The sequence below is a fragment of the Agathobaculum sp. Marseille-P7918 genome, from assembly GCF_900625105.1.
Lineage (GTDB): Bacteria > Bacillota > Clostridia > Oscillospirales > Butyricicoccaceae > Agathobaculum.
Map to the genome: position 1 here is coordinate 567,947 of NZ_UYYD01000001.1, position 18,514 is coordinate 586,460.

The following is an 18,514-nucleotide window of genomic DNA, read 5'->3' on the forward strand; positions in this document are numbered from 1 at the left end:
ATACCATATATCTCAGCATATTACCATCGAGCCCCCTTTCCATTTCTGCTTTTTCCAGACATGCATGCAGCTGGTATCGCCCTGCTTGCGAATTCTTTTTGGGAATACGCCCTGATCGGCGTGTTATGCAGTTAATACCACGCCTGCTTTGGAAACGCGCAAACCCATCCACGATGGAAAAACCTTAAACCCACCGGAACACTACCAGAAGCGGAAACTTTCCAGCAAAGCCTTTGGTCGAAAAACAACCTTGACTACACATTTAACCGCAGTTACAATATTTTCATATCCGGGTGCCGCGCACATGATCGAGTTCACGAGACCAGATGTTCACATTGCCCTGCTCGAATCAAAATTTCGCAAAATTGTTTGGTTTTGCTGATTTCCCCCTATTGTCGCACCAAACTTTCCAAATGCGTTCTTTTCCTTTTGTTGCAATTTTGTGGAGGTACTGAAGCATGATCATTAAAACGGAAAGACTGATCCTGCGTCCGTTTCTGGAGACAGACGCGGCGGATGTCTATGAATATCTGAAAGAGCCTGCGGTCAACTGCTTTGCCTGCATGAAGCTGAACTCTCTGGATGAGGCCAGGAAAGAAATGAAAAAGCGTCTTGACGAGACGGAGTACTATTTTGCCATTGCTCTGAAAGACGGCGGCAAGGTGATCGGTGAAATTAGCGCCTACCTGGAAGCAGGCGAGCCGCACGCGGATGAAGCGCCTGTGCGTGACACATTCAGCCCCTGCTGGATGCTGAACGAAAACTACCAAGGCAAAGGGTACGCCTTTGAGGCGGCCCATGCGTTCTTTGCTTATCTCTTTTCCCAGAAGGGTGCAAGGCGCATTTACGCCTATACCGAGGACTATAATCTTGCCAGTCAGCACCTGTGTGAAAAGCTGGGCATGCGCCGGGAGGGCGTTTTTCTCGAATTCATCTCCTTCGTGACAAACCCCGACGGCACACCCAGGTATGAAAACACCGTACAGTATGCCATCCTGAAAAAAGAGTGGGACCAAAAACAGCTTGGTCAGATGCGCTGAAGGGAGAACGCCTCGATGAATGATATAGAGCAAATCGGCTGCTGCGGCGCGTATTGCAGGACCTGCCGCGAATATCAGAGCACCTGCAAGGGCTGCAAAACGGGGTATCTGGACGGTTCCCGGAATCTGAGCCGAGCCAAATGCAAGATGAAGAAATGCTGTCTGACCAGAGGCCATATCACCTGCGGGGACTGCACGGAGTACGCGTTCTGCGAGACCATCCAAGCCTTTGTCAACCACCCCGGCTACAAATACTTCAAATACAAACAGGCGCTGGAGTTCATCCGCGCCCACGGTCACGCCGACTTCTTGAAAGCGGCAGAACACTGGAAAAATGCTTACGGCAAATACCCCGAACAGGACACCTGAAAGAAGCAATACCGCCCGCTGAACATCCACGCATTTCAGCGGGCGGTATTCTTTGTCTATTACATATTGAAAACTGCTATACCTTGGGGGATTTGCGGTCCTCTGGTGGGATCATTTTTTCAGCCGGTAGTGCCCCCGGCCCGTCTTGGCGAGCAAGCCCTCGTCGCACAGCTTTTTCAAGACCCGCTGAAGCTGACGGCGGCTGCAATGAAGCGACTGAAGGGCGTGGTTTACCGAAGAGATCTCGTGGTCTGCTTGTACTTTACGCAGGAAAAACAGCACCTTCTCCTCCAGCGTCTGGGCAGAGGCGGTCATCACGGCGGACAGGGACAGTTTCCCCGCCAGTTGACTCAGCACGAACCGCAAAAACACCGGATCGTTCTCCAGAACACTCTGGTTTTCCCGGAACGGCATGGCAAGGCAAAGCACCGTCTCCGCAGCTTCGATATAGAGCGACTGATTGCCCGCTCCGCTGAATTCCATGTCCCCCAGCAACGTCCCGCTGGCCGCTTTTGAAATGTATCGGATGGAGCCGTCCTCGGTGAGATGATAGATGGACACGCTGCCCTTTACGATGATATAAAACTGGCTGAGGAACTGGAGCGGGTCGTTGAGGATCTCGCCCTTTTCAAATTCAATCAGCTGCATCACCGGCGGCCGCTGCCGGAAATGGGCCTGCTGCTCCCCAAAGAAGTGCTCCAGCAGGTCTCTGTCCACGATTTCTTTCATCCCAAGGCACCTCTTTTCGTCTCCATTGTGCCATATGACACAAACAATTGCAACGGGAATCCATATAATAGAGCCTTGTGGAGGTAGAAAATATGGATTCTTTTTTCAATACAAAACACTTATACCGCAGCTATTTCAAGATGGCGCTCCCTGTGGTGCTGGGGCTTGTGGTCACGCTGGTCTACAACCTGGCGGACACCTTTTTCATTGCGCAGACCAACGATACGAACCTGATCGCCGGCGTGTCCCTCTGCGCACCGGTGTTTACCGCCCTGATGGCCTTCGGAAACATCTACGGTCAGGGCGGCAGTTCGCTGATCTCTCGGCTGCTGGGTGAGCAAGATGAGGATGGCGTGAAGCGGGTCAGTTCCTTCTGTTTTTACATTGCCCTGGCCACCGGCATCGTTCTGGCCGTGCTCATGACGGCGTTCAACCGCCCGCTCCTGACATTGCTGGGCGCAGACGCCAACACACTGCCCCATGCCTTTCAGTACTATATCGTGCTGGCAGTCTGCGCGCCTATTATGGTGCTCAGTTTTATTCACTCCAGCCTCGTCCGCTGTGAGGGGATGTCCACCGAGTCCATGATCGGCACTGTACTGGGTGCGGTCATCAACATCATCCTAGACCCCATTCTCATCTCCGTGGTGGGCATGGGTGCCATGGGCGCGGCTGTGGCAACAGTGATCGGCTATTTTTGCAGCGTCCTCTATTTCCTCTGGCTGCTCCATAAAAAGAGCCGCTGCCTGTCTGTCACCCCCTCGCTCTGCCGGGTCAGCAGCAAAGAGCTGCGCCAGATCCTGGGCGTGGGCGTGACGGCGGCCTTGAGCAATCTCATGCAAAGCCTGTGCGTCATCGTGGTCAATCAATTTCTTCTGCCATACGGCAATGATAAGATCGCCGCTATGGGGATCGTGCTGAAGATCAATATGATCGCCCAGCTGGTCCTTACCGGCTTTGCCTTCGGCGGCGTGCCGCTGTTCGGGTATCTGTATGGCGCCCGGCAGCGGGAGGAGATGAAAAAGCTGGTACGGTTCTGCCTTGGTTTCATGTCCGCGCTCTCTCTGGTGCTGACGGCTGCCCTGTGCCTCTTCGCGTCGCCTCTCATGGGCGCCTTTGTAAAGGACGCCGCCATGATTGCCACGGGTGCCGAGATGCTCCGTTGGCAGGCGGCCTCCACGGTATTTGCCGGCATTGTGCTGCTGCTGACAGTGCTGTTTCAGGCAGTGGGCAAGGTAGGGCCCTCCTTCGTGCTGTCCATCAGCCGCCAGGGCGTAGTCTTTGTGGCGGCGCTGCTGGTGTGTGTGAAGCTCTTTGCTTACAACGGCGTACTGATGGGACAGGCGGTGGCGGATGTGGTCAGCGCCCTCATCGCTCTGAGCCTGCTGGCGCTCTGTTATCCCATGGCGCCGAACCGGCCGGAGTAATAAAAGCAAAAGGGCGCGTACCCAAACAAAAAGCGGCGAATTCCGGGGCTTCCGCCCTCCAGCGCGGCAGAGTGTTCCAATTATGTTGAACATCATACCAAATAAACACCCATTCCCGATGAATTTTTTCTTAATGCTCCTATAAGATTGACAGGCCTTGATGCTGACGGTATGATACCCTTGTAGTCAGATAATCACAGCAAGAAAAACGAGCGTAAACGATGATTTTCTATTTTTCCGGAACAGGTAACTCGGCGTGGGCGGCCCGGCAGATCGGCTTTGTATTCCCGATCTATACCTGGGGTGCGCCGAAGATTATGGCGGACTTTGCGAAAAGGCTGCCCAAGCCCCCGTCATTCACCTTTGGCGTCTGCACCTGCGGCGGGGATGCAGGTCTTGCTATGAAGCAATTTTCCAAGCTGTATCCCCTCAACAGCAGCTACAGTCTGGTGATGCCCAACAACTACATCATCGGCTCCGACACCGACGAGGAGGGGAAGATTCGTCAAAAGATCAGCGCCGCCCGGGCGGAACTGGAGCGGATGGCTCAGGAGATTCAGCAGCAAGAGCCGGTATACCGTGTCCATGAGGGTGGTCTGGCCAGAGTGAAGTCCCATCTTGTGAGCTTCTGGTGCAATAAATTTGTCCGAAGCGCAAAGCCCTTCTTTTGCGGGGGACAGCTGCAACGGCTGCGGCCTGTGTGCCGCAAACTGCCCCGTCCACGCCATCGCCATGAAGGATGGCAAGCCCGTCTGGGCGGCACAGTGCTATCAGTGCATGGGCTGCATCAATGCCTGTCCCCAGCAAGCCATACAATACGGAAAGGCCACCGTCGGGCGGCGCTACACCATCCGGGCCTACCTGCTCCAGGACGAGCAATGAGGTGAGCGAGCATGAAAACGAAGCGAATATCTCGTCGCAAAAAATGGCTGCTGGCAGGCGGAATTTTTCTGCTAATCCTGGCCATCCTGGCGGGCGCATTTATCTGGTATGTATCCGATTACTACCGGGCGGAGGATGTGGCCCTGGAGGTGCTGGCGCAGGACAGTACCATCAAAGTGCAGGACAATCTGACCATCCTGTCCCCCAGCTATCCCACCAATACCGCCATCATTTTCTATCCCGGCGCCAAAGTGGAGGCAGAGGCCTACCTGCCCCTGCTGGAGCAAATCCGACAACTCGGTGTCACCTGTATTCTGGTTCATATGCCCTTCCATATGGCGATTTTTGATGCCAACGCGGCGGAAGAAGTGATGGCGCAGTTCCCTGAGTACCAGCACTGGTATATGGCCGGTCACTCCATGGGTGGGGCCATGGCCTCTCAGTTTGCCGCAGACCACCCGGATGAGGTGGACGGCCTCATCCTGCTTGGGGCCTACCTCTACGGTGACTATCCGGAGGAAGATACCCTGACCATTTACGGCTCTCTCAACCAGAGTGTGGAGGACAAAATCGACTATACGGAGAACATTGTGGAGATCGAGGGCGGCAACCACGCCCAGTTCGGCAACTACGGCCCCCAGAAAGGAGATCTCCCCGCCACCATCTCTGCTGAGGAACAGCAGAAACAGACCGTAGAGGCCATTAGGAGCTTTCTCACGCAAAGGGATACATAACGGAACAGGGCTATGCGTTGAATTTCGGTCAAGGCCGGTTCCATCACGAGATTTATTTGAGCGATGTACGACGGTGCAAGCCGGAAAAGCTGGAGGCCGTCATCCGTTAGCCCATTCAACGAGCAGAGGGAGGAAGAAGATGGTTCCGATCATTCGCAAAATACGCCCCGAAGAGTACGATCTTTTGCGGGAATTCCTCTATCAGGCCATCTACCTGCCGGAGGGCGTGGAGCCGCCGCCCCGGTCGGTAGTGGATCTGCCGGAGCTGCAGGTCTATGTTATGGATTTCGGCACACGGCTTGGTGACCATTGTCTGGTCGCCGAGGTTAAAGGCAAAGTGGTGGGGGCAGCGTGGTGCCGCATTATGGAGGACTACGGCCACATCGATAACGGCATCCCCTCTCTGGCCATCGCGTTACTGCCTGCGTATCGCGGGCGTGGGATCGGGACGCGGCTATTAAAGGGACTTTTACTTCTGCTCCGGGAGAATGGGTATCTGCGGGCATCCCTCTCTGTCCAAAAAGATAACCCGGCCCTGCATCTCTACCAGCAGATAGGATTCAAAGTTGTGAAGGAAAAGGGCACAGAATATTTGATGCTTTGGGACGACACCGTCCAGAGCTTTGACGGTCTCTCCCCCATTCGCTGAAACGGGACGAGACCCCGTTTTGCTGGGAGTGCCCGGAGCAACCCTGTTCCCGGTATAAAGAGTTCGGTGAAGGGGATTCTTTGTCCCCTGCTATCTGAAGCGTCGGTAGAAACTGTATCTGGATGATTTGCGGAAAGAACTGCAAAAATAGGGGCTGTTACTTTGCGTTGCTTGCGGCAACGGGCCATTTTGCCCTACAATGTGAGCGAAAGGAGTGAGCCCATATGCTCAATGAAAACATCAAAGCACTCCGGAAATCCAAGGGACTTTCCCAGCAGGATCTTGCCGACAAGCTGAATGTGGTACGGCAGACCATTTCCAAATGGGAGCAGGGATTGTCCGTCCCAGACGCCGATCTGCTCATCGCCCTGTCGGAGGCTCTGGAGACACCCGTGAGCACCCTGCTGGGCGAGACGGTGACCGAGACAGAGGCAGATACCGTCAAAGCCCTCTCGGAAAAGCTGGAAATCATCAACCTGCAGTTTTCCCGGAGAAAGGCTTTCCGAAGAACAGCCCTCCACTGGTCACTGATCACATTCTGCGCGCTCATCGTGGCTGTATTTGCAGCCTTGGCAGTTATCAGCAGCCCTTATCTGGGCTGGGATTTCAGCGACCCGGAGACCGCTGTGATGGGCACCGTTTTTCACGCCTTCGAGTGGGGCTTTGTCCGTCTGGCGCCCTTCGCCCTGGTGGCAGCCTTGGTCGGTGTTTTTCTGACACGGAAAAACACCGTCTGAACTCAGCGAAACCATTGCCAACGAATATGCCCCAAGGGCACCTTCAAGGTGGTCGCCCATTTTCTTCCACTTGTAAAAATCTCCTTGATGGCATCTTTCCAATGGTTATTCTTACGGCTCCGTCTCATAAGGCCAAGTGTTGATGCCGCCAAATTCGTAGATATTGGTGTAGCCGAGTTCGGCCAGTGTGGAGGATGCGGTCTTGCTGCGGTTCCCGCTGCGGCAATAAACCAAAACCGTAGAGTCCTTCTCTGGGATTACCTCTGCAGCGGTCGTTTCATCAATAGTGCCCGCCGGCAGCAGCACAGCATCAGGAATATGGCCGCTGTCGTATTCCTCCTGCTCCCGCACGTCCAAGACGATGACCTCCTGCGTGTCCATCATTTCTTTGGCCGTTTCCTGCGTGATTTGGTGGTAGGACTCGTCTGAAGCATTCCCGCCGCACCCAGTCAGCAGCAAAAGAAAGGAAATCAAAAGCGGTAAAATCCGTTTCATCTAAGTACCTCCAAAAGACAGCTACAAAGTTCTTGTATATTCCTTTGCCGTGTAATGTATACCGTAATAAGCGAGGGAAATGTTTCAGTCGTTCAGCGGTCTGCTCCAGACTTCGGCCCTGTAACAGTTCTGCTGATCTCCAAAATGACAACTAAAAGATCAGTGTCGTCTGAAAAAGCAGGAGCTCCTGCAATACTTTCTCTTTTGCAGCTTGGGCAATATCCCTCACGCGTCAATTCCCCAAACCTTTTTCAAGCGTTCTACCGTATATACCCATTTTTGATCTCTGGGGCGGCAAACAGAATTCTGGTTTCCGAAGAAGCCAATCTCCTTGACTGCCTGACTCTCCAAAACCGTTTTGATCCAATCCACTTGTACAACGTATTCCGCCTTCACAGGATCATCACTAGAGTGCAGATAGTCCCCTTGCGTTTCGAGCGACGAAAATCCGACCTGCTGCCCATCCACGGAAAACAGGACATCTTTTGCCTGTTGGACTTCCTTTCTAACGATACCCACACCGACATAGCCGGTATGCGGAATATTCACCCAGACTCGATCTCCAGGACTAAGCAGCTTCAATGTGTTGGTGTACCAAGTGCCGCCTCCTGCGGAAATGAACCCATACTTTTTGGCATCAACCCAAGAGCGTCCACCGCTTCCAAATGATACATAGTATTCCTGATTCCACTGTCGAATCGATTTGGGGTCCGGCCGCTGTTCTTCTACATTTTCCTCAAACCAAGCCCGACTGATCAGGCGCTTGGATCCACACGAAACCACTCTGAAAAACACAATATTAATATCAACTTCATACTTATCCCGCAGATAACGAATGATCCGTTCGGTGCTGTCATCCATTTTTGCGGCAACAATGACCATTTTGACATTATTATTGATGCTGTCTTCTTCTAAAGCCGTACCATATTTATTCTCGTAGGCTTTATTCAGTGTCACCTGACCACCAGAAAACTGCAGATATTGTTCCGCTAATTCCTCCAATGTCAAGTCTGCCATGCAAGAAGCATAATCGATCGCCTGCGCCGTAACCTCCCTTGGTGTCAAATCCTTTTTCAATTCTACGACGACCAAGTCTCCATCGTGATCCATACAGAGCAGATCAATATATTTCCCCGCAACTGTGCGCACCTGCCGACCAATCAGCAACCAATCCGGATCCAAAATTTCTATATGCTCTGCGAGCAAATCTTCCAACTCTTTTTCATTGATTAACTCTGCTGGCCGCAGCTCAACCCTATCATCCAAAGACCATATTGCTTGAGAAATTGCCAATGTAACCACCATCCAATCATAATACTCATCTATTTCAGACGCTGGGAATACCGCTCCAGCTTCTCATCGCAGATCCGCTCCATCTCCTGTTCTCCTCCAGCGCCGTCAGCGCCTGTTTTTGGGGCTCCTTTAGCCCCAGTTTGCAGCCGTCCAATGACTTGCCCCTATGAGTGGGAAAATAGTCCTTGAAACCAGCTTGAGGTTTTGGAATACCTCGTCGTCCATCTCAATGGCCACCTTCCGCTCACCGTTTTCAATTAGAAAATTGGCAAACCGGCTGTTCTAATAGATGTCAGAGAAAGGATACTGGAAGTAGAGATAGCCGGCCTTCTCGGCACCGAAGGTGTTGGAAAACAGTTTGATAAACAGATCCTCGACACTGCTGCCGGAGACAAAGCGATAGGTTGGCATAGAGATCACCTGGGTTTTCTGCCAAAATATGTATCTGTGATCTTGCCAAGATCCGCCAATCTGGATTCAATTGCGCCCTTACTTCTGCCATGTTCTTTTGCTATCGCCGATATTTTCATCCCTGAATCAAATTCATCCAACAATTTTTCTTCCTCAATTTCAGTCCATGGTTTTCCTGCATTGCAAGGTAAACTTTTCTTTTTTGTAGGTGGAAGTGCATTCATTACCTCGTGAAATGCTCTTATCATTTCAGGTTGATTACATACATGGTTTCGCGGCAAAATTTCCCCTGTGAATGGATCAACGCCATCCGCCAAAGCAGATAATAACTCTTTTGCTCTCTCAATATCCATCCAGTAATCCTCCTTTACTTCCTTTAGCAAGATTTTTCTTTCAAATCCGCCCCGCTTAGCGGCCTTTTCTGCCCGAACCCGCTCCAATTCTTCCATCGTCCAACCCCGGGCTTTCACAACAGCCTGCATGACCTCCAAAAGGTCGGCCAATTCTTCCATGGATTTACTCTCCTGGTATTCTGCCAGCTCTTCGCTCATCTTTTGATCCAGGAGAACTATGCAGTCCTCATCAGCAAGTGTTTCATAGACACAGATTTTCCCATCTGCTTTGATAATTCCCGGAATTCGGTCACGAACCAATTTGTAATACTTCATGCCTTACCTCTTCTGAAAACGATCCAACCAAGATTTTTTGAACGGGATGCCAAAAAACGCCCGTGCTTCCTCCAAATTCATTACAACCCACTCTCTGGATTTGTGCGCCTCCAGCGTCTCGGGAAGTTCTTTTAAAATACGGTCCGCTTCCCAAATGGCTCCTGCGTTATACCGAATCTCATTACTTCGCTCAGAAATTTCGAAGGATGCCCGGCTGGTGTTCCATGCACTGCGAATGGTTTTGATAGCATAACTACCGGTCACTTTTTCGCTGAAATAATCTTCCAGCGTCAGCAGGCGTATGTATGCCGGAAGAGGTGCATCCGAAAACGCCTGAAAAATTTCGGTCAGCACCTGCGAGGATGTTGCCAGAATATCCGGCGCACTTTCTGATTCGTCACTTTTCATCTCTTCCAGTAAATCAGGCACCAGTTCCAGCATTCGCCGCAAATACTCCCGATACAAAGCGGTCCCTACCTCACGCTGCACTATACGCACCACACTGCTGCGCATAACTTCCGTGTTGGTCAGGCCAGCCTGTACCCGACAAATAACGGTGCGGCGAATCACCTCAGGTGCCACCGCTTTCACATCCTCATTTGCACTAATAACCACTGCAGGATAATGCAAAAGCCGGTCTGCTACACCGAAATCGTCATTTTTGATTGTTTCAATGGCATGTTGATTGAAACGAGCGTTGGTCAAATCATCAACAATGATCGGTGCACCCTTTACCGTGCGTTTGAGCCCTTCAATACTGGAACGAGTGAAATCAGGCGCTGCAATCTTGGTCTTTTGCCCAATCATCATTTTCAAAAGTGTTTCTAAAAAACTGGTTTTACCCGCCTTACTCTGCCCATATACCAGACCAAATACCGGATAGGGCAATAAGTTCTGATTATAATGCACTGCCATATCACGCATACACGCCATAAACGGAGAGCAAAAGAACCAATTGGCAAATTCATAGTACCGCCGCTGCATCCCGGTCACATCGCCATGGAATTTCTCATATCCATCCATATATTTCAGAAACAAAGCAACGTCTTTCTCAATTTCTGTTTTCGGAGAATATAAGTCCAAATTGGTTCCATTGAGCCGCACCAACATCTCATCCGGAAAGATTTCAAGCTGTGGATATTCGCTTTGTAGTTCTTTCTCCTGTTTCTGTGTAGCCACTACCTGACGGCGGATGGATTTTATTTTTTCCGGCGAAAGCATCAGTTTTCCTTTCTTGTCCGGTTTTGGCACAGAGGGTGCAAATTTCCCTGCCAAATTCTTTACATCCAAAGCAAACCGAACTTCAGCTTTTGCTTCTTCCGTTGGCTGCAAAACAAGTGCCTTTTTCACTTTGACGGTCCGTGCAATCGGCAATTCTTCCAAATGTTCCCCGTCGTTGGCGCACAGCAGTGTTTCCTTTGCAATCTGATCCGTACAATCTTCCCGCAGCCGGCAATAACAATCCCTGTACCAGTCATAAGCGGCGTCGCCGTCCACATAGCAGATATTCTCCCGCTGGTATCCGCTGAAAGCAGCGCGGGACATATTTGCCGAACCCATAATTACCCGCTTGCGCCCGTCTTTATCCGACAGAAGATAAATCTTCTCGTGGGATAACGCGTTGCGCGCTACATAAAAATGCAGTGTACCATTTTCGATGCGAGAAACCAAATCCAATTTCCGCTTGCTGGCAGTATCTCGTATCCGCTCCACCATCTTGCACTGGTAAGCCATCACCTCTTGCAAAGAATAGGAAATCACCTCGTCACAGCCAAACAAAATTTCCACCTGTTCAAAGAGATCGATCAGCTGATAAGCAAAATCAATGCCGGAAGAATATGTAATCGCATGCAAAGTATCAAACCCGGAAAACAGCGCCTGCCACGAAAGCGTTTCTGCCCCAACATATTCCATCTTGACAACATCAAGAGATGTCAACGCTGGAATATCAATCTGTTCCTGCACTTGTTCCGGAATATCAAATAGCGACAAATTTTCCACCGTTATCCCCCTATCTGATTGTCAATGAAGTCTGCTCTTTTTCAGCCGCTCTAATATCTCCACATCCGCCGGACAAAACGAATACTGATCAATCTCGTCTACCGTAATCCAGCGAATGTCATTGTGCTCCAGCTTTTGGGGAACACCTTCCCGGATAGTTGCATGAAACAGCGTTAGATGCACCGTTAAATCTGAGTATTCATGCATTACATCCATGAATATTTGGCCTACATCCACCGTGACGGCCAGCTCTTCCTGACATTCCCGAATGAGTGCCTGTTCCTTTGTTTCTCCGGGTTCCACCTTGCCACCGACAAACTCCCACAGCAGTCCTCTGGCCTTATGGGCTGGACGCTGACAAATCATAAACTTGTCCTGATTCCAGATCAGGGCTGCAACTACCTCTGTCATTTATCCCACCACCAATTTATTTGTCTTCCTCAAAAACTTCGCTGGGATCAGACGATCCAACTTCCAGATAATATTCATCGGTTTGCTGCCCTCATGCTTCATATAGTTGGCAGTACCTAAGAAGGTATAGGCTGCTGCGCCTCCGGTAATCTGATCAGTCTTGAACTCCCGGACGAACAGCAGCACTCTGCTCCCGATGGTGAATGTACCGTTGTCCGGTTGGCGAATCCGCCGCTGTGGTGCTCTGGCTTTGCCAGTGAAACAGGCTCTCATTGATGGAGTGGTCGTTATACATGGTGGTAGGCGAGTAGTCCTTATCGGCCTTATTCAGCGTCACAAAGAACACATCCAGTTGCTTCTCTCGCAGCCACTTGACGCCCTCGCGCACCGTGGCCGGTTTCAGAAAGTCCAGCGCTACCAGCAGTTAATCACGGGTATAGGTACAATGGAGGTCCAGTGGGCAGTCAAAGCCCAGGTCCACCGGCTCGTCTATGAAGTCGATCTGCTCATACCGATAGCGAAACAGCTCCAAAAGTTCACCCAGCAGCACGGGACTGTCCGAGAGAGCATATAACTTATCCTGCACTTCATCGGATGCCCAGCTCTCTGCCGTCTTGCCCCAAACCGTCACATAGAACATCTGGAGCATCCGCTGTTCCACTTGATGCAGTGCTGCGAAGTTCACATCATCCAAACGAGACAGCAGATTGAGCAAAAAGCGTATCCAGTGACGGGAATCTACAACGGCAAATCGTCCGAGTGCTTTCGTAAGTACCTCCTCCAGCGGCTCGCAAAAGTCCGCAATCACATCCGCCCGGGCACAAATGCGGGAGAAGGAAGAAAACTTGTAAATTGCCCTGGGGTCCAGGTGATAATAGTCTAGGAAATTTGCCAGTGTCAGCTCCAGTCCGCTGTCCTCGGTAAAGCTGGCCACGCGAGACACCAGTCCAGCGGTATTGCCATAGAAGGCGCGAACGTTATCCAAAATGTACTTGGCAGCTTTCTTTTCCAGCTGTATGTAGCAGCCCTTTGGTGCAGAGACAAATCCGTCCTTGATTTCCCTGGTCACGCTGCGAGTGGTGTTAGACAGCAGAGCTGCAAACTTATCCTCAAAGTTATACCTCTTGTTGCTCTGACCGATAAAATCCAGCACGGTCAGGCATTCTTTATCCTCCGCAAGGCGCAGACCACGGCCCAGCTACTGAAGGAAAATCGTCAAGGACTCCGCGGGCCGCAGGAACAGTACCGTATTGACCTCTGGGATGTCCACGCCCTCGTTATAGATGTCCACCACGAAGATGAAGCGCACCTCACCACTGACCAGCCGTCCTTTGGCGGTTTTTCTCTCCTCATCGGTGGATTTTCCCGTCAGGAAGATGGACGAAATCCCGTGGTCGTTAAAATAGCGGCACATAAACTTTGCATGCTCAATGGACACGCAGAAGCCCAGCCCCTTGACCTCATCAGTATCAGTCACATACTTCAAAACCGAGGACACCACCAAATCGGCGCAGCGATCAGCGACCGCTCCCTGAACAAATATAGATTTTCAAGCTCTTTTGTGTCATACCCTCCCCGGCTCCACTTGAGCGTATTGAGGTCTACGGTATCCGTGACGCCGAAATATTGGAACGGACACAAAAGCTTACGATCGATGGCCTCCGGCAGACGAATTTCCGCAGCGATGCGGTTGTTGAAATAAGTCAGAACGCTCTTACCGTCCATGCCCTCCGGCCGGTAGCTGCCTACAAACAGCTCTCCGAAGTTGGCATCCTTTAAAACTGCCCGAAAAGTGTACAGACTCTGTTGCAGAATTTCTTGCCGATGCGCTACAAAGAGCAGCCAACAGAGTTTCCCAGCGTGTTGCTTGCAAAAACGCTTATAGTCCAGAGCAGAGATCACCGTTTTCCCGGTGCCGGCGGCGGCCACTACCAGGTTGCGGGTATAGCCTTGGACGGTGTGCTCCGCCTCCAGCTTGTCCAGAATCTCCTGCTGATAGGAGTAGGGCTCAATATCTATGGTATAAATTTCGGCGTTGTTGGCGTCGAAGTATTTTTCCGCCTTCAACGCGCGGGCTAGCCGCTCCCTCTGATCCTCGGATTAGTACTCAAACTCTCTGGAATTCCAGTAGCTCTCGAAAGTGGCGGCTATCTTGTCGATGGTCTCAGGCAAATCCCGGCGAGTGACTTTCACATTCCATTCCAGACCGCTGGAGATGGCGGCGTTGGATAGGTTAGAAGAGCCCACATAGGCGATAGTGAAACCGGTATCTCGGTAAAAGACATAGGTCTTGGCGTGGAGGCGAGTACGGTTGGTGTCATAGCTGACCTTGATTTTGGTGTTAGGCAGCTTGCGCAGTTCCTCAATAGCCTTTACATCGGTGGCTCCCATATAGGAGGTGGTGATGATCCGCAGCTCTCCGCCGTTCTGGGTAAACTCCCGCAGCTCATCTATTAGGAGCCGCAGGCCGCTCCACTTGATAAAGGATACCAACATATCGATGCTGTCGGCGGAGACGATCTCCTTTTTGAGCTCGGTATACATCTGAGGCTCATGGACGGCCCCGGTGAACAGGCTGCTCTGGGCAATGGAGGTCTCTGGACGGCTCAGGTCAGCAGCCGTTTTGCCCACCGCCAGCCGTGGGTCTTGCTCCCGTAAAAGCGCAAGAAGCTGCTCTGCCCGCTGGTCAATGCTCAGCGCGGCAAAGTCAGCCTCTTTGGTTATGTTCTGAATGAGGGCAACGATCTGGTTTGCAAGGCTAACCTGCGCAGAGATATCCCCACCGTTGTCCAGCACATTCTCCAGGCCCTTTTGCACCACATTCGCCAGATACTGTGCCAACACCTTGGAGGCCTCCGCCTTATCAATGGGCGCAACCGATTTGCGGGCCTCTGGGATTTCCGAAAGCTCGCAATTCAGGGCAGTATTGATGACTTGCTCGTATAGGCCGGGAAATAACATGTATTTTTCACGCTTCTAATGTTTTATTCGTAGATATATACCATATTTAGTATAGCTGGAATTCCACAATCCGACAAGGACTTATTGGAAAATATCAACAAAGCGATCCTAACTTGTTAATATTTTTACTGTAGATTTGTACCGAATAAGCAACCATCAAAAGCATAGCAATGAATTATAAACAAATTACACATGCGACAAATGTCAACTATGCAAGCGGCATCCGTCGCGTTATAATCATAATAAACTCAGGTTTTCGTATTTTTTTGTCATCGTATCACCGCCCAGGGGGCAGTCTGCCTTCTGAGCCGTTAAAAATGAAGTTGCTACCAAGAATTGACGCGATACCGCAGGTATACGCGCAAAATTCACAGAAAATCAAGAGCTCCAAGGACATAGAACTGCTATGCAGTGCTATGTCCTTTTTTGTACCCAGGAAAGGAAAACACGTATGAAAAAGACAAAATTTACAGACCAACGGGAACCGCTTCCGCGCCACAGACGGGTATCGCGCACGCCAGCACGATGCACGTCGGGAAGCCAAAAAAGCGCCACCTTTGCCCATTCGCATAAGGCGGCCACAAGTGACCACTCACCGGCGCTGCCCATTCGCAGCGTTTTGGTTGAGGACAAACAGATGGAAATTCTCCGGGCGATCCGCACCGTCGGTGTGGCCGCCAAGAGAGGCTGGCGTACCCTCGCCCGTATCCGGCAGGACGGTTTCTCCCCCGCGCACATCGGCTGCGCTGCCGGCAGCCAACCAAGAGCGCACACGCTTCGCGTGACCGGCATTTGTCCGGCGCTGCGCTCGCCGCGCACCCATGGTGCAGCCGTTTTAGCGGCGCACGCGGCAACCAACGCTAACCAAAAATTCAACAGAGACAGAGCGGACAGCTCGCCGTTCCCCTTCCCCATACCGGCATGAAAACACACATTGGTGATAGAAACAGCGTGGTAACGCACACCTAAAATGTGCATTCTTCTGTGCGGTACGGGGAAATCGGGCGGAAATCCGTCCTTTTGCAGACGGGTGAGCTGCCCAGCCGCCGCATCGGCAAGCGAGGACAAATTCGCGTGCTGAAATATGATCTAATTCGGTATATGGAAGGCGAACTATAATCCCATAAAACAGCAAAGCGATACGGAGTGTCCCGTACCGCTTTGCAATCACATTGGATCTCGACGGTCACTAATTCCCAGAATGTAATCCGTCGTAGTTTTATAAAACCCGGCCAGTTTGATCAAAACCTGTGTCGGAATATCGTTTTCTCCGGTCTCATATTTGGAATATCCGGTTTGTGACATTCCTAAAAATTTAGCAACCTGTGTCTGATTCAGGTCGGCATCCTCCCGCAAGTCTCGCAATCTGTTCATGGTGTTCACCTCAAGGTGAGTATGCCATAACCTAAAACAGGTTATTTACTTTTAACCTATTTCAGGTTAATATAAGTTTGAGGTGATTTTATGCCGGATTACAAGGAAATGTATCTCACTCTATTCCGCGCGACCGAGCAGGCGATCAACACACTGATCGAAGCGCAGCGCGCATGTGAGGAATTGTATATCAGCGAGCCGGAGACCGAGTTGCGGGTTGTTCCGCTGCCCGATCGCACAAAGGAGGAAAAGGAATGATCTGCCTACACAAGCTGCTGCAAGCTATGCCGGAACACCAATCGGAATTGCCAAATCGCCGCGCAGCAATCCGGCCTGCGCATGACTTTATCATCTGCATGCACAAAAAGCGATGCGCCCGCGTATGATACGCAGGCGCACCGCTTTTGCATTTTGTGTAAAAATGATTTTCACACTAATGCTATAGAAAGAGAATCACTATGTCGCGCTGATTACTTGACCAGATACCCGCCATCGACCGGGATGGTCGCGCCGTTGAGGTAATCCGATGCGGCAGAGGCAAGGAAGAGCACCGGGCCCTTCAGGTCATCCGGCGTCCCCCAGCGGCCAGCCGGAATACGGACGGTGCACTCGTCCTTGCGCGCCTGCGTCATGTTGGCGCACATTTCGGTATCCATATAGCCGGGGCAGATGCAGTTGATATTGATGTTGCGGCCCGCACAGTCAACTGCAAGACTCTTGGTCAGCTGCGAAACCGCGCCCTTGGAAGCGGTGTAAGCCGGGACAGTCGTGCCGCCAAACCAGGTGACCATCGAGCCGATCGTGATGATCTTGCCGCCAGTCGGCTGCTTGAGCATGATGCGCAGCGCCTTCTGGATCATCAGGAACACAGCATTGAGGTTGATGTTGAGCACCAGATCCCACTCCTCGACCGGGAACTCCTCGGGCAGATGACGGCGCTGTACGCCGGCCGCCGGGATCAGGATGTCGAGCTTGCCGTCCAAAATCTCCATCGCCTTGTCAAAGATGGTGTCGATCTGCGCTCGGTCGGCCAGATTGCCGCACACACCATAGGCTTCGTATCCCATCTTGCGGTATTCCTCGCAGACCGCCTCCAGCTTTTCCTGCTGGATATCGATCAGCACAACCTTACAGCCGTTTTCGAGCAGACCCTCGGCCATGCCGCGGGACAGGCCCTGCGCGCCACCGGTGACGATTGCATGCTTACCAGAAACATCAAACATCGTTTTGTAATCGTATGCCATTTTCAAACGCTCCTTTTCGCTTTGTATGGTTTATTCGTCAAACAGGATGACCATTTTCTTGGACTCCGCGCACGGATGATCCATGTAGTAGAACACCTTTTCGATCTGGCTGAACGGGATGAACATCGTGGCGATGCCCTCGGTGTTGAACGCTTTTTTCTCCATGCGCTCGATGGTCGGCTCGAACTGGTAGCAGGACATACGCGAGCCGATCACATCCAGCTCGCGCTGGTTGATCATGGCCTGCGTGATCTCCTCCTTGGCGGTCGAGAAGCCCATCGGCACCATACGACCGGCATTGCACAGAATACCCGGCTGCATGCACATGGTCAGCGAACCCGGGAAGCAGGCCGAGTCGAACGCCACCGTGACGCCATGGCCTTCGGTGATCTCAGAAATGCGCAGCAGCACATCCTCGGTCTTGGAATTAATGACGTAGTCCGCGCCGTATGCCTTGGCGCGCTCCAAAGAAGCGTCGTCGATGTCGCAGCAGATAACGGTCTTGCATCCCTTGGCCTTGCAGGTCTGCAGGATGATCGAGCCGATCGTGCCCGTGCCGAGGATAAACACCGTGTCATCGGGGACAATTCGCGCACGGGCAGTGCAGTGCGCACCGATCGCGTAGGGCTCAACCAGCGCCGCGTCCTTCCAATCGACACTGTCGTCGATCTTATACACTTCGGAAGCGGGTGCGGTAAAGTACTCGCGCCAGCCGCCATCCGCGCCCGAGCCGCGCACCGAAACATGCTCGCACACGTTCTTGCGACCAATCTTGCACTGATAGCAAGTGCCGCAGGTGTGGATCAGGTCAACGATAACATGGTCGCCTACCTTGACATTTTTGACATTCGCGCCCACCTTAGCAATCACGCCGGCGTTTTCATGGCCAGGGATGCGCGGATAGGTCGAGCAGGGATTGAGACCGTGATAAATGTGATGGTCGCTGCCGCACACACCGGCCGACTTCATCTGGATGAGTACTTCATCCTCGTTTTGCAGTTCGGGCACCGGCACCTCGCGCACTTCAAACTTGTGCGGCTCCGGAATCACGACACAGCGCATGGTTTCTTTCATCATTCATTACTCCTT

General features: G+C 51.9%; 19 protein-coding genes and 2 pseudogenes. 10 read left to right on the forward strand and 11 right to left on the reverse strand.

What is annotated here, in order from left to right:
• The first annotated feature begins 458 nt into the window (after window positions 1-458).
• Window positions 459-1,040: a GNAT family N-acetyltransferase gene (locus EJL02_RS02715; protein WP_125114868.1), complete on the forward strand. Its 582-nt coding sequence runs from the start codon at window positions 459-461 to the stop codon at window positions 1,038-1,040.
• Window positions 1,041-1,055: 15 nt separating this feature from the next.
• Window positions 1,056-1,409, forward strand: a complete 354-nt coding sequence (locus EJL02_RS02720) for a DUF3795 domain-containing protein (protein ID WP_125114869.1) — start codon at window positions 1,056-1,058, stop codon at window positions 1,407-1,409.
• A 111-nt stretch (window positions 1,410-1,520) separates the two neighbouring features.
• Here the strand turns inward: EJL02_RS02720 and EJL02_RS02725 are convergent, their stop codons facing one another.
• Window positions 1,521-2,138 (reverse strand): cyclic nucleotide-binding domain-containing protein, encoded by a 618-nt coding sequence (locus EJL02_RS02725; RefSeq protein ID WP_125114870.1) that lies wholly within the window; start codon window positions 2,136-2,138, stop codon window positions 1,521-1,523.
• 92 nt (window positions 2,139-2,230) lie between these two features.
• On the opposite strand from EJL02_RS02725, the gene EJL02_RS02730 reads away from it, so the two are divergent.
• The 6 genes and pseudogenes from EJL02_RS02730 (at window position 2,231) to EJL02_RS02755 (ending at window position 6,567) form a co-directional block, all read left to right on the forward strand.
• Complete coding sequence (locus EJL02_RS02730; RefSeq protein WP_125114871.1) at window positions 2,231-3,565, forward strand: MATE family efflux transporter; 1,335 nt, start codon at window positions 2,231-2,233, stop codon at window positions 3,563-3,565.
• Between the two features lie 317 nt (window positions 3,566-3,882).
• Window positions 3,883-4,161, forward strand: a pseudogene (locus tag EJL02_RS14640) (hypothetical protein); the annotation flags it as partial.
• A gap of 46 nt (window positions 4,162-4,207) precedes the next feature.
• The gene (locus EJL02_RS14535) at window positions 4,208-4,447 is read left to right on the forward strand and encodes an EFR1 family ferrodoxin (protein WP_279221138.1); all 240 of its coding nucleotides are present in this window, start codon (window positions 4,208-4,210) and stop codon (window positions 4,445-4,447) included.
• 11 nt (window positions 4,448-4,458) lie between these two features.
• Entirely contained in the window at window positions 4,459-5,181 is a 723-nt protein-coding gene (locus EJL02_RS02740; protein WP_125114872.1) for an alpha/beta fold hydrolase, read from the forward strand.
• A 139-nt stretch (window positions 5,182-5,320) separates the two neighbouring features.
• Window positions 5,321-5,830 (forward strand): GNAT family N-acetyltransferase, encoded by a 510-nt coding sequence (locus EJL02_RS02750; protein ID WP_125114873.1) that lies wholly within the window; start codon window positions 5,321-5,323, stop codon window positions 5,828-5,830.
• Window positions 5,831-6,054: 224 nt separating this feature from the next.
• The gene (locus EJL02_RS02755) at window positions 6,055-6,567 is read left to right on the forward strand and encodes a helix-turn-helix domain-containing protein (protein WP_125114874.1); all 513 of its coding nucleotides are present in this window, start codon (window positions 6,055-6,057) and stop codon (window positions 6,565-6,567) included.
• A gap of 111 nt (window positions 6,568-6,678) precedes the next feature.
• Here the strand turns inward: EJL02_RS02755 and EJL02_RS02760 are convergent, their stop codons facing one another.
• From EJL02_RS02760 to EJL02_RS02790, 7 genes and pseudogenes are all read right to left on the reverse strand, one after another.
• Window positions 6,679-7,062: a rhodanese-like domain-containing protein gene (locus tag EJL02_RS02760; protein ID WP_125114875.1), complete on the reverse strand. Its 384-nt coding sequence runs from the start codon at window positions 7,060-7,062 to the stop codon at window positions 6,679-6,681.
• A gap of 225 nt (window positions 7,063-7,287) precedes the next feature.
• Window positions 7,288-8,367, reverse strand: a complete 1,080-nt coding sequence (locus tag EJL02_RS02765) for an endonuclease NucS domain-containing protein (RefSeq protein WP_125114876.1) — start codon at window positions 8,365-8,367, stop codon at window positions 7,288-7,290.
• A 270-nt stretch (window positions 8,368-8,637) separates the two neighbouring features.
• Window positions 8,638-8,766, reverse strand: a complete 129-nt coding sequence (locus EJL02_RS14540) for a hypothetical protein (RefSeq protein WP_279221139.1) — start codon at window positions 8,764-8,766, stop codon at window positions 8,638-8,640.
• 5 nt (window positions 8,767-8,771) lie between these two features.
• Window positions 8,772-9,434, reverse strand: a complete 663-nt coding sequence (locus EJL02_RS14390) for a nucleoside triphosphate pyrophosphohydrolase (protein WP_243114382.1) — start codon at window positions 9,432-9,434, stop codon at window positions 8,772-8,774.
• A 3-nt stretch (window positions 9,435-9,437) separates the two neighbouring features.
• Window positions 9,438-11,435, reverse strand: coding sequence for a phospholipase D family protein (locus tag EJL02_RS02780; RefSeq protein ID WP_125114877.1), 1,998 nt, complete (start codon window positions 11,433-11,435; stop codon window positions 9,438-9,440).
• 21 nt (window positions 11,436-11,456) lie between these two features.
• Entirely contained in the window at window positions 11,457-11,846 is a 390-nt protein-coding gene (locus EJL02_RS02785; RefSeq protein WP_125114878.1) for a (deoxy)nucleoside triphosphate pyrophosphohydrolase, read from the reverse strand.
• Window positions 11,847-14,807: pseudogene (locus EJL02_RS02790) on the reverse strand (DUF3427 domain-containing protein).
• A gap of 451 nt (window positions 14,808-15,258) precedes the next feature.
• On the opposite strand from EJL02_RS02790, the gene EJL02_RS02795 reads away from it, so the two are divergent.
• A complete protein-coding gene (locus EJL02_RS02795) occupies window positions 15,259-15,732 on the forward strand; it encodes a hypothetical protein (protein ID WP_125114879.1) in 474 nt (157 codons plus the stop codon).
• A gap of 242 nt (window positions 15,733-15,974) precedes the next feature.
• Here EJL02_RS02795 and EJL02_RS02800 read toward each other — a convergent pair whose 3' ends face one another.
• Window positions 15,975-16,181 carry a helix-turn-helix domain-containing protein gene (locus EJL02_RS02800; protein ID WP_125114880.1) on the reverse strand — a complete coding sequence of 69 codons (207 nt, stop codon included), beginning with the start codon at window positions 16,179-16,181 and terminating at the stop codon, window positions 15,975-15,977.
• Between the two features lie 90 nt (window positions 16,182-16,271).
• Here EJL02_RS02800 and EJL02_RS14085 point away from each other — a divergent pair, with 90 nt between their 5' ends.
• Window positions 16,272-16,439, forward strand: a complete 168-nt coding sequence (locus tag EJL02_RS14085) for a hypothetical protein (protein ID WP_164510242.1) — start codon at window positions 16,272-16,274, stop codon at window positions 16,437-16,439.
• A 212-nt stretch (window positions 16,440-16,651) separates the two neighbouring features.
• Here EJL02_RS14085 and EJL02_RS02805 read toward each other — a convergent pair whose 3' ends face one another.
• Window positions 16,652-17,425: an SDR family NAD(P)-dependent oxidoreductase gene (locus EJL02_RS02805; protein ID WP_125114881.1), complete on the reverse strand. Its 774-nt coding sequence runs from the start codon at window positions 17,423-17,425 to the stop codon at window positions 16,652-16,654.
• 30 nt (window positions 17,426-17,455) lie between these two features.
• A complete protein-coding gene (locus tag EJL02_RS02810) occupies window positions 17,456-18,499 on the reverse strand; it encodes a zinc-dependent alcohol dehydrogenase (protein ID WP_125114882.1) in 1,044 nt (347 codons plus the stop codon).
• Window positions 18,500-18,514 lie beyond the last annotated feature (15 nt).